The sequence below is a fragment of the Pseudomonas sp. McL0111 genome (assembly GCF_052567255.1).
Window position 1 is genome coordinate 2,460,210 of sequence record NZ_CP199585.1, and the last position, 13,133, is coordinate 2,473,342.

General features: G+C 58.8%; 10 protein-coding genes. 5 read left to right on the forward strand and 5 right to left on the reverse strand.

Annotated features, from left to right (window positions below; all coding sequences use genetic code 11):
* Window positions 1-142: 142 nt before the first annotated feature.
* Together ettA and gdhA are read left to right on the forward strand one after the other, a co-directional pair.
* On the forward strand, window positions 143-1,807 hold the full coding sequence (gene ettA / locus ACTWLJ_RS11210) for an energy-dependent translational throttle protein EttA (protein ID WP_401214470.1): 1,665 nt from the start codon (window positions 143-145) through the stop codon (window positions 1,805-1,807).
* A gap of 351 nt (window positions 1,808-2,158) precedes the next feature.
* Entirely contained in the window at window positions 2,159-3,496 is a 1,338-nt protein-coding gene (gene gdhA / locus ACTWLJ_RS11215; RefSeq protein WP_445180855.1) for an NADP-specific glutamate dehydrogenase, read from the forward strand.
* Here the strand turns inward: gdhA and ACTWLJ_RS11220 are convergent.
* The 4 genes from ACTWLJ_RS11220 to ACTWLJ_RS11235 form a co-directional block, all read right to left on the reverse strand.
* Window positions 3,493-3,987: a GreA/GreB family elongation factor gene (locus ACTWLJ_RS11220; RefSeq protein WP_445180856.1), complete on the reverse strand. Its 495-nt coding sequence runs from the start codon at window positions 3,985-3,987 to the stop codon at window positions 3,493-3,495. The genes gdhA and ACTWLJ_RS11220 overlap by 4 nt on opposite strands.
* A gap of 71 nt (window positions 3,988-4,058) precedes the next feature.
* Window positions 4,059-4,415: a hypothetical protein gene (locus ACTWLJ_RS11225; RefSeq protein ID WP_445180857.1), complete on the reverse strand. Its 357-nt coding sequence runs from the start codon at window positions 4,413-4,415 to the stop codon at window positions 4,059-4,061.
* 216 nt (window positions 4,416-4,631) lie between these two features.
* On the reverse strand, window positions 4,632-6,485 hold the full coding sequence (locus ACTWLJ_RS11230) for an Lnb N-terminal periplasmic domain-containing protein (RefSeq protein WP_445180858.1): 1,854 nt from the start codon (window positions 6,483-6,485) through the stop codon (window positions 4,632-4,634).
* 260 nt (window positions 6,486-6,745) lie between these two features.
* Window positions 6,746-7,234, reverse strand: a complete 489-nt coding sequence (locus ACTWLJ_RS11235) for a DUF3015 domain-containing protein (protein ID WP_007909797.1) — start codon at window positions 7,232-7,234, stop codon at window positions 6,746-6,748.
* A 299-nt stretch (window positions 7,235-7,533) separates the two neighbouring features.
* Here ACTWLJ_RS11235 and ACTWLJ_RS11240 point away from each other — a divergent pair, with 299 nt between their 5' ends.
* Together ACTWLJ_RS11240 and ACTWLJ_RS11245 are read left to right on the forward strand one after the other, a co-directional pair.
* Window positions 7,534-9,972 carry a Lon protease family protein gene (locus ACTWLJ_RS11240; RefSeq protein WP_445180859.1) on the forward strand — a complete coding sequence of 813 codons (2,439 nt, stop codon included), beginning with the start codon at window positions 7,534-7,536 and terminating at the stop codon, window positions 9,970-9,972.
* Between the two features lie 325 nt (window positions 9,973-10,297).
* Window positions 10,298-10,627, forward strand: coding sequence for a PA4575 family protein (locus ACTWLJ_RS11245; RefSeq protein ID WP_401214453.1), 330 nt, complete (start codon window positions 10,298-10,300; stop codon window positions 10,625-10,627).
* Window positions 10,628-10,633: 6 nt separating this feature from the next.
* On the opposite strand, the gene ACTWLJ_RS11250 is transcribed toward ACTWLJ_RS11245, so the two are convergent.
* Window positions 10,634-12,463: a hypothetical protein gene (locus tag ACTWLJ_RS11250; protein ID WP_445180860.1), complete on the reverse strand. Its 1,830-nt coding sequence runs from the start codon at window positions 12,461-12,463 to the stop codon at window positions 10,634-10,636.
* A gap of 161 nt (window positions 12,464-12,624) precedes the next feature.
* Between ACTWLJ_RS11250 and ACTWLJ_RS11255 the strand changes: the two genes are divergently transcribed.
* The gene (locus ACTWLJ_RS11255; protein WP_020296439.1) at window positions 12,625-13,113 is read left to right on the forward strand and encodes a TIGR00645 family protein; all 489 of its coding nucleotides are present in this window, start codon (window positions 12,625-12,627) and stop codon (window positions 13,111-13,113) included.
* Window positions 13,114-13,133: the final 20 nt, after the last annotated feature.

Sequence of the window (13,133 nt, forward strand, 5' to 3'; positions counted from 1 at the left end):
GGTTACGCGGGAGCGTTCCAGCTCCTAGACTCAGACTTTTTCAGCGCGCACGCATTGATAACCTCAAGTGAACGACGCGCATGGTCTGGCCGGGCATCGCCTGCGCTCCACTCATTCATCTGTCACTGACCCAAGGTTCTCCATGGCTCAATACGTCTTCACCATGCATCGGCTGGGCAAAGTTGTTCCGCCGAAGCGGGAAATTCTCAAAAACATTTCGCTGTCCTTCTTCCCGGGCGCCAAGATCGGCGTACTCGGCCTCAACGGTTCGGGTAAGTCCACGCTGCTGAAAATCATGGCTGGCGTCGACACCGAGTTTGAAGGCGAAGCGCGCCCGATGCCGGAGCTGAACATCGGTTATCTGCCGCAAGAGCCACAACTTGACCCAACCAAGACCGTGCGTGAAGTGGTCGAGGAAGCGGTGAGCGTGATCAAGAACGCTCAGACGCGTCTGGACGAGGTTTACGCGGCTTACGCTGAAGAAGACGCCGACTTCGACAAACTGGCTGCCGAGCAGGCCAAGCTTGAAGCCATCCTGCAAGCCAGCGACGGTCACAACCTGGATCGCCAGCTGGAAGTCGCCGCCGATGCGCTGCGTCTGCCGGCGTGGGATGCCAAGGTCGAATTCCTGTCCGGTGGTGAAAAGCGTCGTGTGGCCCTGTGCCGCCTGCTGCTGTCCGCTCCGGACATGCTGCTGCTCGACGAACCGACCAACCACCTGGACGCCGATTCCGTTGCGTGGCTGGAGCACTTCCTGCACGACTTCCCGGGCACCGTGGTAGCGATCACGCACGACCGTTACTTCCTCGACAACGTAGCTGGCTGGATTCTGGAACTCGACCGCGGCGCGGGCATTCCTTACGAGGGCAACTATTCGGGTTGGCTCGAAGCCAAGTCCGATCGTCTGGCTGCCGAATCCAAGCAGCAGTCGGCTCACGAAAAAGCCATGAAAGAAGAACTGGAGTGGGTGCGCAAAGGCGCCAAGGCCCGCCAGTCGAAATCCAAGGCTCGTCTGCAACGCTTCGAAGAAATGCAATCGCAGGAATTCCAGAAGCGCAGCGAGACCAACGAGATCTACATCCCGGCCGGTCCACGTCTGGGCGACAAGGTCATCGAATTCAAGAACGTCTCCAAGGGCTACGGCGATCGCGTGCTGATCGACAACCTGTCGTTCTCGATGCCAAAAGGCGCCATCGTCGGCGTGATCGGCGGTAACGGTGCCGGTAAATCGACCCTGTTCCGCATGCTGATGGGCAAGGAAACACCGGATTCGGGCAGCATCGAAGTCGGCGAAACCGTGCAACTGGCCTGCGTCGATCAGAGCCGTGATGACCTGGATGGCAGCAAGACTGTGTTCCAGCAAATCTCCGACGGTTCCGACCAGATCCGCATCGGCAACTACGAGATCCCGTCGCGTACCTACGTCGGTCGCTTCAACTTCAAGGGCGGCGATCAGCAGAAGTTCGTCAAGGACCTGTCCGGTGGTGAGCGCGGTCGTTTGCACCTGGCGCTGACCCTGAAAGAGGGCGGCAACGTCCTGCTGCTCGACGAACCGTCCAACGACCTCGACGTTGAAACCCTGCGTTCCCTGGAAGAAGCCCTGCTGGACTTCCCGGGCGCTGCGATTGTGATCTCTCACGATCGGTGGTTCCTTGACCGTGTTGCGACGCACATCCTCGCTTACGAAGATGACTCACAAGCGGTGTTCTTCGAAGGTAACTACACCGAGTACGAAGCTGACCGCAAAAAACGCCTCGGCGAAGCAGCGGCCCAGCCTCACCGGGTACGTCACAAGAAACTGGCCTGATATCGGGTTGGTTGCATGAAAGAGCGGAGCCTTCGGGCTCCGTTTTTTTTGCCCGGGTTTTTTCCGGTTTACAGAGTCGCGCCCTTCGCGAGCAAGCTCGCTCCCACAGGGGGAACGCATTGCAAATGTGGGGGCGAGCTTGCTCGCGAAAGCGGTGTAACTGTTGGTGCATGACTTGAAGCTGGCCTCACCATTCGGGTGCAAAACAGGGCCAAAAACCTGCCTGATTTATATCCTGTGCACCATTTAATTTCATAACTGCGACATTTTGCTCTGTTCCTGTGCGCAATTCGTTTGTTACAGTCCGGCTCAATCTCCTCCAACGATAATAAATTTGCCGAGACTTTCCACATGATCGAATCCGTCGAATTCTTCCTCGCTCGCCTCAAAAAACGCGATCCGGATCAACCCGAATTCCACCAGGCCGTCGAAGAAGTGCTGCGCAGTCTGTGGCCCTTTCTTGAAGCCAATCCGCACTATCTGACGTCCGGAATTCTGGAGCGTATCTGCGAGCCGGAGCGAGCAGTGGTGTTCCGAGTGTCGTGGGTCGACGATCAGGGCAAGGTGCAGGTTAATCGCGGTTTCCGTATCCAGATGAACAGCGCCATCGGCCCGTACAAGGGCGGTCTGCGTTTTCATCCGTCGGTGAACATGGGCGTGCTGAAGTTTCTGGCCTTCGAACAGACCTTCAAGAACTCCCTGACTTCGCTGCCTATGGGTGGCGGCAAGGGTGGTTCGGACTTCGATCCCAAGGGCAAAAGTGACGCCGAGGTCATGCGTTTCTGCCAGGCATTCATGAGCGAGTTGTATCGCCACATCGGTGCCGACGTTGATGTGCCGGCCGGCGATATCGGTGTGGGTGCGCGAGAAATCGGCTTCCTCTTTGGCCAGTACAAGCGCTTGAGCAACCAGTTCACCAGCGTGCTGACCGGCAAAGGCATGACCTACGGCGGCAGCCTGATTCGCCCGGAGGCCACCGGTTTCGGTTGCGTGTATTTCGCTGAGGAAATGCTCAAGCGTCGCAATGAAACCGTCGAAGGCAAGCGCGTGGCGATCTCCGGTTCCGGCAACGTTGCGCAGTACGCGGCGCGCAAGGTCATGGACTTGGGCGGCAAGGTGATTTCCCTGTCCGACTCCGAAGGCACGCTGTACTGCGAGGCTGGTTTGACCGAGGAACAGTGGCTGGCGCTGCTGGAACTGAAAAACGTCAAACGCGGGCGCATCAGCGAACTGGCAACTGCATTTGATCTGGAGTTCCGCGTTGCTCAACTGCCGTGGTCGCTGCCGTGCGACATCGCGCTGCCCTGCGCCACGCAGAACGAACTCGACGCCGAATCGGCCCGCACCTTGCTGCGCAATGGCTGTGTGTGCGTGGCCGAAGGCGCGAACATGCCAACCACGCTGGAGGCTGTGGATATCTTTATCGAGGCCGGGATTCTGTTCGCGCCGGGCAAGGCATCGAATGCCGGTGGCGTAGCGGTGAGTGGTCTGGAGATGTCGCAGAACGCCATGCGCCTGCTGTGGACTGCCGGGGAAGTGGACAGCAAGTTGCACAACATCATGCAATCGATCCACCACGCTTGCGTGCATTACGGCGAAGAGAACGGCCGGATCAACTACGTCAAAGGCGCGAACATCGCCGGTTTCGTCAAAGTGGCGGATGCGATGCTTGCGCAGGGTGTGGTTTAAGCCGGTTCGATACGAATCACTTCAATCACCTGATCGCCGGCAGGGCGCTGCCACAGCACTTCGTCGTTGAGGCTGGCGCCGAGTAATGCCCGACCCAGTGGCGAGCCCCAGTTGATCAGGCCATGGGCGGCATCGGCCTGATCCTCACCGACCAGTTGCACCCGGCGTTCGGTGTTGTGTTCATCGGCGTAAGTGACCCAACTGCCGATCTGCACTTTTTGGGTGGAGGTCGCGGCCACGGCGACCTGAGCGCTGCTCAAACGCTGATTGAAGTAGCGCAGATCCCGCTCGAGATCGGCCAGACGCTGCTTGTCGGCCTGCTCACCCTTGGCCGACTGCTCGGAGTGAGTGCTTTGCAGTTCGGCAACTTTTGCCTGCAACTGTGCCAGGCCTTGCGGCGTGACGTAGTTGGGCTGTTCGCTGACATGGCGTTCGACCGGCTGATCGGCCTGTGCGGCGGCGTTGTCTTCGTTGACGAATGCGCGGCTCATGGACTTCTCCCGTTATAAAGGGTTGGGCCATCGTCGCAGGCATTTGGTTGCAGTGGATGTCTGTAAACGACTTATTGCGAGCGATAAGCCCGTCCCGCGTCCTGATCTTTCTGTTGCTGCCAGGCGCGTTCGCGTTCGTCCCAATGCTCGTTGCGGTAGTCTTCGCGATCCTTGTTTTCCAGCATCGCCTGGCACTGGCGAAAACCGTCGGTCCAGCCTTCGGCGTATTGCTTGTCCTTGAGATAGCGCGGCACGTTCTTGCGGAATTCGCCGCTGATCGAGCCGGCAGCTTGTCGGCCACTCACGCATCCGTCATCGAAACCGTCGGCGAAGGCCGGTGGATAACCCTTGGCGATCAAATCTTCGTGGGTGGATTGGCAACCCGCGATCAACAGCAACACCCCCAACATTCCCGCACACCGCCACATCTCAATCTCCCGAGCCGGTTTTCGGCTGATAGGGAAAGTCTAGAAGCGGAATCGTGAGGCGTGTGTAAAAGGCATGTGAGCAATTCGTTGAACAGCACAAAACCCATGTGGGAGCGGGCTTGCCCGCGAAAGCGGTTTGTCAGCCAATATTGATTTCGACTGACACACCGCCTTCGCGGGCAAGCCCGCTCCCACATGGATTAGTGGCGAGTCTGGTTAGTAGTGATACCACTTCACCTCAAGCATCACTTCGGTTTCCGGCGTGGCGATGTGGCTGAACTCGCGCTGCGCAGTCAGGCGCAAACCAAGGTTGCGCGACAATTCCCACTGCTGATTCAGACTCAGGCTGCGGCGCACTTCGCCGTTGGTGAAGTAGTCGCCCTTGGCCTCTACGCTCAGATTGCCCAACGGATTCCTCCACAGCACACCGCTGTTGAAGCCGGCGGCGGGGGCAATGAACCCGGCGAAGTCATTGTTGTGCTCGACGCGAACAGTGCCGAGGGCAAACCCGAGCACATCTTCGCCGAGCTGCCAGGTACCACCGCCGCCGCCATTGACGTGGCTGACCAGCGTCTCATCGTCGTGCTTGCCCGGCACTCGCTCCAGACCACCAGTGACTTGCCACGACAGCGGCTGCAACAGCTCATTGCGCGGGGTCAGCGAGCGGATGGTCGCCAGATCCAGTTGCTGGAATTGCCAGTGATTGCCTTCGTACTGACGCAGTTTCATTTGCAGGATTTCGATCTGCGCACCGAGCGGGAAACTCTCGGCGTTGTCATTGAGATCGTGATACGCCATGCGCAAACCGTACTCGCCAAATGCGCGGTCGCCACGGGTGCCGATGCCTGCCTGCCAGGTGCGCGATTCGTGGCCGTCCTCGGGCAGGCCCGGCTGCGGGATTTGCAGCTCCGGTGCCGGGTTCTTGTTGATCGCCCGCAGCAGTTCAAAACTGCGCTGGGCTCGCGCCGGATCACGCTCCTGACCGTTGGCGCGGTAGCGCTCCAGACGATACGCAGCGTCGATGATCAAGGCCTGACGGTCACGCGGCAGGGCCTTGAAGGTCGGCTCCTGCAACTGTTGCTGATCAGCACTGACTTTCAGCACCCATTGCTGTTCGTCACTGCTCAACGGCTCGGCACGGCTGAGCAGTTCACGCTCGCGGGATGGGCGGTATTCAATGCTTTCGACCAGACCGGATTCTTTCACCGCTTTGACCGTGTCGGTGGGGATCGCGGTCAGCGGGAATTGCTCGGTCAGGCGCAGGCTAGGGCGCGCCACTTGCAGCAGTTCGAGCAGGCGATAGGAGCAGTTTTCGTCGAAGAAAAAATAGTCGAACTGGATCTGCTTCAACTCCCACACATGTTCGACCATGCGTGCGGTTTCTTCCTGCGTCAGGTTCAGCCGGTACTCCCACAGATCGCGGTTTTCCAGGCTGCGGTATTCGGAGAGTTTTTCCTGATAGGGCACCAGTGCGAACAGCCCCGGGTAGCCGCCCATCAAACCTTTCCAGGCGTAAAGAATGCTGTTGTCCGAGCCTTCGATATAGGCGCCGAAATTGATCGCGTAGCTGAGCAGCGAGGTCTTGTCGCTCTGCACGCCGGCCTGATCGATGCGCAGCAGGGTGTGGCCGAACATCGACGATGGGCTGTTGAGATAGGCTGCGGGGAAGATCATCACCGCACTGTCGGGTGAGACGTCCTTGAACCACTTTTTGAACTCGGTGCAGTCCGGGGACGGCAGGTCAGTCAGGTGCAACTGATCCTTGAGCCAGCGGGTGCGTGCCGGATAGACGCACTGAGCGTGCTGCTCACCGGCGCTGGCCGGAGCATACAACGCTTGCACGGTGGCCGCGAGTTCGTGGTCGGGATGTTCATTGCCATCAGGGGCAAGAAAGAATTTCTTGTCGCTGACATAACTGCGCCAGCCGCCAAGCTTGGCGGTTTCGTAATGACCGAGGGAAATCCAGAAGCGGTCGTTGGCCAGTTGCTGCAAACGTTGAGGATCGATGTGAGGCGCGGCGGACAGCGGGGCGCAGACACAGAGCGCCAGCCAGGCAAGGCGTTTGAGCATAGTCGGCAACTTAAACAGGAAAAAAACAAAGACCCAAACAGTAAATGTCTGCCAGTCACATCGAACCTGTGGCGAGGGAGCTTGCTCCCGCTGGAGTGCGCAGCACTCCCCAACTCCTGAGACAAAGAGCGGGGCTGCTTCGCAACCCAGCGGGAGCAAGCTCCCTCGCCACAGTCCATGTCTGCTGATCTGACACTACCGAAACAGGGCGGGTCGAAAAAACAAAACCCGCTTCCCGAAGGAAGCGGGTGGGGTCGAGCTTATGCCTGAGTTGCGTACTTGGCCAGACGAGGGTCCGATTTCAGTACGGCCAGGGTGTTGGTATGCACGTCTTCGGCAGTCACGTCAGCCTTGCTGAAGATCTGCTGGAAGTGCTCGTGGGTGACGGCAGCGAAGTGCGCACGGTCTTCCGGCGCCACGCCCAGTACCACGGCGTAGGTCGTCAGCGCTTCGCCGTTGCCCTTGGCCATGTCTTCCGACAGCTCGTTCATCATGCCATTCATGGCAAACCAGGATTTACCGCCGTAGGTCAGCGACGCGTTGGTCGAGCAACCGTTGGTGCCGGAAGTCATACCAAACGTAGCGTTACCGGAGGTGCCGTTAGTGGTGGAAGCGAGGAAGTGCGCCGGGGTGCCACGCTGACCTTCGAACAGCATGTTGCCCCAACCGCAATCAGGGCCGCCTGGAGCTTGTGCCATTGCGTTGATGGATACAGCGGTGAAGAGAGTACCGAGAAGAATCCGTTTCATAGCTTTGTTCTCTTTATGTGCATACCAATGGACAGGGTTCTGGCCCCCCAAGCTCTGTACGAAACAGACCCAAACGAAGCCAGTGGGCCGGTATTAGTTCCAGCCGCGCAGTTTGGAGTTTAGGCACGTTCCCGTGGTTCCGTGATTTTTTGCTGAATATTCGTTAAGCCCCCCGGTTTGACGGGACCTGATGCCAGACGAGGCGGTTGTCTATGCTTTGTCTTGTGGCGCGCCTTGCCAGTGGGGCACGGGCAGCGCCAGAATGCCGCTATCTGCCCCGCCTGATGTAAGGAAGCCCGATGCCTGATCCTGTTGCTGCCAGCTTGCGTCTAGCGCCCGAAGCGCTGACCCGTCCGTTTTCCGCTGAACAGTTCAGCTTCACTACCACCAATGATCTGGAGCCCTTTCGCGGTGTGCTTGGCCAGGAACGTGCGGTCGAAGCCTTGCAGTTCGGCGTGGCCATGCCGCGCCCCGGTTACAACGTATTCGTCATGGGCGAGCCCGGCACCGGTCGCTTCTCGTTCGTCAAACGCTACCTGAAAGCCGAAGGCAAACGCCTGCAAACCCCGGCGGACTGGGTTTACGTCAATAATTTCGATGAGCCGCGTGAGCCGCGCGCACTGGAATTGCCATCGGGCACGGCCGGTTCGTTCATCGGTGATATCAACGGTCTGATCGACAACCTGCTGGCGACTTTCCCTGCGGTTTTCGAACACCCGTCCTATCAGCAAAAGAAGAGCGCCATCGACCGCGCCTTCAACCAGCGCTATGACAAGGCCCTCGACATCATCGAGCGTCTGGCCCTGGAAAAAGACGTCGCCCTGTACCGCGACAGCAGCAACATCGCCTTCACGCCGATGCTTGATGGCAAGGCTTTGGACGAAGCCGAATTCGCGCAATTGCCGGAAGTCGATCGCGAACGTTTTCATGAGGACATCTCCGGCCTCGAAGAGCGTCTGAACGAAGAACTCGCCAGCCTGCCGCAATGGAAACGTGAGTCGAACAACCAACTGCGTTCGCTCAACGAAGAAACCATCACTCTGGCGCTGCAACCGTTGCTGTCGCCGCTCTCGGAGAAATACGCCGAGAACGCCGCTGTCTGCGGTTATCTGCAAGCGATGCAGGTGTATTTGCTGAAAACCGTGGTCGAGCAACTGGTCGACGACAGCAAGACCGACGCCGTTGCGCGCAAACTGCTGGAAGAGCAATACGCCCCGAGCCTGGTGGTCGGTCATCCGTCCAGCGGCGGTGCGCCGGTGGTGTTCGAACCGCACCCGACTTACGAAAACCTGTTCGGTCGTATCGAGTACACCACCGATCAAGGCGCGCTCTACACCACGTATCGGCAGTTGCGCCCGGGTGCGTTGCATCGCGCCAACGGCGGCTTCCTGATTCTTGAAGCGGAAAAAATGCTCAGCGAGCCGTTCGTGTGGGATGCGCTGAAACGCGCCCTGCAATCGCGCAAACTGAAGATGGAATCGCCGCTCGGCGAGATGGGCCGTTTCGCCACGGTGACCCTGAATCCACAACACATTCCGTTGCAGGTCAAAGTCATCATCATCGGTGCGCGTTCGCTGTATTACACGCTGCAAGACCTCGATCCGGACTTCCAGGAGATGTTCCGTGTTCTGGTGGACTTCGACGAAGACATCCCGATGGTCGACGAGAGCCTGGAGCAATTCGCCCAGCTCCTGAAGACCCGTACTTCGGAAGAAGGCATGGCGCCGCTGACCGCCGATGCGGTGGCGCGTCTGGCGACTTATAGTGCTCGCCTGGCCGAGCATCAGGGGCGTTTGTCGGCGCGTATCGGCGATCTGTTCCAACTGGTCAGCGAAGCGGATTTCATCCGTCATCTGGCCGGCGACGACAAGACCGATGCCGGGCATATCGAGCGTGCCTTGAAGGCCAAAGCCACCCGTACCGGGCGTGTCTCGGCGCGGATTCTCGACGACATGCTCGCCGGGATCATCCTGATCGACACCGACGGTGCGGCGGTCGGCAAGTGCAACGGGCTGACCGTGCTGGAAGTCGGTGATTCGGCCTTCGGTGTGCCGGCGCGGATTTCCGCCACGGTGTATCCGGGTGGCAGCGGCATCGTCGACATCGAGCGTGAGGTCAACCTTGGTCAGCCGATTCACTCCAAAGGCGTGATGATCCTCACCGGATATCTGGGCAGCCGTTATGCGCAGGAATTCCCGTTGGCGATTTCCGCGAGTATCGCGCTGGAGCAATCCTACGGTTACGTCGATGGCGACAGTGCGTCGCTGGGCGAGGCTTGCACGCTGATTTCGGCGCTGTCGAAAACTCCGCTCAAGCAGTGCTTCGCGATTACCGGTTCGATCAACCAGTTCGGCGAAGTGCAGGCGGTCGGCGGGGTCAACGAGAAGATCGAAGGCTTCTTCCGTCTCTGCGAAGCTCGCGGTCTGACCGGCGAGCAGGGCGCGATCATTCCGCAGGCCAACGTTGCTACGTTGATGCTGGATGAGAAGGTGCTGGCGGCAGTGCGCGCCGGGCAATTCCATGTGTACGCAGTGCGTCAGGCTGACGAGGCGTTGAGCCTGCTGGTCGGTGAGCCGGCCGGTGAGCCGGATGCCGAGGGGCAGTTCCCGGAAGGCAGCGTCAATGCACGGGTGGTTGAACGTCTGCGGGTGATCGCGGAAATGATCAGCGAAGAAGACCTGAAAGAAGCCGAGAAAGAACTGGCGCAGGAGGCGTTGGCGGAAGCCAAACCTGCCTGAGCCTTCATGCAGTAACAATTGTGGGAGCCAGCCTGCTGGCGATTGCGGTGTGCCATTCAACACATGTGTTGCCTGACACACCGCAATCGCCAGCAGGCTGGCTCCCACAGTGTTTTTCAAAATTGAATTTTGTGATGATCGTCGGGAAAAGTGCCATCACTCTGACGCCAACATTCACACAATGACCATTCGGCGCCTTCTGGTTTCGATTGGCTTGCGCAACGCACTTTTCTTCTATTCTCAGGTCAAGGATATCGACAGCATCGCTGGATCGAGCCAGTGTCCTGGTGGGCGCTGAACACCGGTTTTACCGAGGGTCGCCGCCATGTCGCGCAACCTCTGCCTTACCCGTCAATGCCTGGGTCTTGTGACCCGTATCGAATGCGCCATCAAGCCGTTGGCCGGTGATACCGGCATGTGGACGCTGATCTTCGCTGCCGGCATGGCCGGTGAACAACCTTCCGCCATCAAGTCACAAGGTCCGTTTCATGGGCCAATTGCCGCCGAGTCGATCCTCGATACCATCGTTGAAAGTTTGACGATGCATGGCTATGAAGTGGCCAACGATCCGCAGATCTGGAGCCTGCACCTGCAAGCGCAGTTACGCCAGATCAACGGTGGGCGCGGACGCAGCATCGGCACTTTCGATCATTGAACGCGATCAGGGCGCCGGTTCTTGTGTCTGCGCCTTGTCGAGTTTGACCTCAAAGCCGTATTGCACGGTGGCGAGGTCGGTGCGTTGGTAGGTCTCCACGTTCGTTGGATGGCCATAGAAGTAATGCACGCCGAACAGCGCCGGGCCGTCTGCCTTGGCGTCGTGGCTGACCGAGAGAATCTGTTTGAGGTAGTTGCCGCTGTCGTCCTTGACGAAGAAGCGCCACTCGTTGGCTGGAAACTGTTTCAGATCCACCACCAAGGTATTGCCTTTGATTTCCAGACCTTTGGGCAATGACCTGGCATCAAAGGCCTGTTTGGCCACCGTCGCCAGAAACAGCGGCATCGAGCCGACGGCAATTGCCGGGGTTTCCGGAAACAGGTTCAGATCGTAGGTGATCGTCGCTTGCAGCGGATCGACCTGATACGCCTCGGCCGGCAGTTCTATCGGCTCGTCGAGTTTGCCGCTGCGCTTTTCCGTAAAGAACGTCACCGGACTCTCGCCGGGGTTGAAGTCATCGCCGAGCAATTCGTCGTTGAAGGTTCGGCGATGAGCGAACTCGATGCGTGCCGCGCTCGGGTCATCCACGGACTGGCGGATGGAGATGCCGCTCTTCAGTTGCTCCTCGGTGAGGCTCGCGCCCTTGAGCCAGCTCGATGCCAGATCGTCATACACCACCACTGGCAGATCCAGCGGCTGCACGGCTTTTTCCGTGGTGTGCGCATGGAAGTCGCGAACCGGCAGGTCCAGCACTTTTCGGGTCACGGTCGCCGATGAGAAATCCAGCACGCTGACTTCAAGCGTGGTGATCGGGCCGTTGAAGTAGACCTTGTTGTAGCGGCGCGGGTGTTGTTGCTCGAATGCTTGCTGCTCGTCTTCCAGCTGCTTTTCCAGTGCCGCGCTCCAGGCTTTCTGTTGCTGCAGCCCGGCCAATTGTTTTTGGTAGAACGCGACCTGCGCCGGGCTCTCGTTGATCGAACCGGCGCGCACCAGATATTGCCCGGTGTTGTCGCGGGCCTGGACGATCAACGGATTAAGCGGGATGCCGGCGACTTCCGGAGCCGGTGGCAGGCTGTTGCTGATTTCGACTTCTGCGTAGTTCTTGGTCAGCTTGATCAGGGTGACGCTGAGGTTGTCGTTGGTGCGGGTCTGGCCAACGTCCTTTTCGGTCAGATCGAAACTGTACAAACGGCGCGGGGCGATGACTTCAACCTTGCCTTGCAGGCTGACCGGTTGCGGTTGGGCTTTCTTGTCGACGTCCAGACCTTCGATGAACGGGTAAGTCACGGTCAGGTCATCAGGATTGGTGACGTTCGAGCTGGACGGGCTGAGCTGAATGCCGGGGTCGGTTTCGGACCATTCCGGTTGATAAGGTATGACGTGTTTGTTGCTCAGGGTTACCGACTTCCATTCAACGCCATGAGGAAACAGGAAGCCGCCGGGAATATTGAGATTGAAAGGAAAGACCGGCTGCAAGTCCGTGAGGTAGTCGGAGCTGGCGTCCTTGTGCAGCACGAACAGGCCGTTGATGAAGGTGTCGACCAGTGCCTGCGGTGTTGGATAGTGCTTGAGCACGCCGAGGGCGTCTTCGCCGTATTCGATTTTCAACGGAGTGGCGTCGAGCTTGAGCTGAGCACGTTCGAGCAACAGCAGCGAGCCGCCGAGTTCGGTGACGGCATCCTTGAGTTTCGGGTCGGTGATGGCGTCCAGAGACTGTTCGAACTTCGCGGTCTTTTCTTCGAGGCTGGCGGGGCGTTTTTCCTCGGCGGGCGAGCAGCCGCCCAGCAGAAAGGCAAAGCAAATTCCGGCGGTCGTCAACGGTAAGCGCACATCCATTTCCAGTCGTCCTGTCCACTGTCGCTAGGCGGTCAATGGTTTGGACAGTAGCAGAAATAAACTGGCGTACACACGCAGGTCGCGGATTTTCGGGCGGTTTCTGGCTGTCACGGCGGGCTGGTATACTCGGCGCCGATTACAACCCCCAAGTGTGAGAGTCAATGGAACGCTTTATCGAAAATGCAATGTACGCCTCGCGCTGGCTGCTGGCGCCGATCTATTTCGGGCTGTCCCTTGGGCTGCTGGCGCTGGCACTGAAATTTTTCCAGGAAGTCTTCCACGTCATTCCCAACGTGTTTTCGATGGCCGAGTCGGATCTGATCCTCGTGCTGCTGTCGCTGATCGACATGGCACTGGTGGGCGGCTTGCTGGTGATGGTGATGATTTCCGGCTACGAGAACTTCGTCTCGCAACTGGATATCGACGAAAGCAAAGAGAAGCTCAACTGGCTCGGCACCATGGATTCTTCGTCGCTGAAGATGAAAGTGGCGGCCTCGATCGTGGCGATTTCCTCGATCCACCTGCTGCGGATCTTCATGGACGCGAAGAACGTCGATCCCGAGCACCTGAAGTGGTACGTGATCATCCACATGACCTTCGTGATCTCGGCGTTTGCCATGGGTTACCTGGACAAGCTGACCAAGCACTGATCAATCTTTGATCACGGTTG